Source organism: Streptomyces botrytidirepellens (assembly GCF_003721215.1).
In the GTDB taxonomy this organism is placed as follows: domain Bacteria; phylum Actinomycetota; class Actinomycetes; order Streptomycetales; family Streptomycetaceae; genus Streptomyces; species Streptomyces himastatinicus.
Map to the genome: position 1 here is coordinate 1 of NZ_RIBZ01000400.1, position 820 is coordinate 820.

Annotated in this window: 1 protein-coding gene; it reads right to left on the reverse strand. The window is 79.0% G+C overall.

What is annotated here, in order from left to right:
- Positions 1–820 (reverse strand): SNF2 helicase-associated domain-containing protein (locus EEJ42_RS31180; RefSeq protein ID WP_184503356.1); only part of this gene is annotated, 820 nt, incomplete at both ends.

Here is an 820-nt window from a genome sequence, read left to right on the forward strand (position 1 = left end):
CGTCCTCCCCGGGCCGGGCCAGGCGGTCGCGCAGCGCGGCCAGCCAGCCGGTGGCCCGCACCTCGACCTCGGCGCCGTCGGCCTCCGATCGGCCGGTGAGGACGGCGCCGAGCGCGTCGACGGGGGCGAGCTTGCGGTCCTGGCGGTCGCGGGCGCGCCGCGCCGCCTCGGGGTCCAGGACCACCCACTGGTCGCGCAGCCGCACCAGCGGGCGGCCCGCCTCGGCAAGCCGGTCCAGCTCCTCCCTGGTCAGCTCCTGGTCGCCGACGGCGAACCGCCAGCTGAAGCGGAGCAGCGCGTCGGCGGAGAGGAAGGAGGGCATCCCGGACCCCCGGTCGTTGCCGGGGCCGTCCTCCTCGTCCGGGCCGACGACGGCGCGCGCGGTGAGCCCGCGCACCAGTTCCTTGGGCCAGTGCACCTTCACTCCGGCCGCGTCCAGCGCCCCGGTCACCGGGCCCAGCAGCTCGGTGACCTCCTCGTCGGCGAGGTCGACCGCATCGGGGACGGCGGCGGACAGCAGCGGGGTGAGCGGTGCCCAGGCGCGGGCCGCGCGCCGCAGCGTGAGCAGGGCGTCCATCCGGGCCCGGGGGCCGAGCGCCGCACCGGCGGGCGCGGTGCCCGCCCACACGTCGGCGGCGTCCGCGACGAGGGCCGGGTCGGTGAGGCTGTGCAGTTGGAGGACGGCGCGGAAGCCGGGCCGGGTGCCGCTGCCGTGGAGCAGTTCGATACGGAGCGACAGCCGTACGCCCGCGTCGTGCCCGGCGGCGACGTCGGCCGCCCAGGCGCGCTGTTCGGGCAGCCGCCGCGGGGCGGTGGCGGC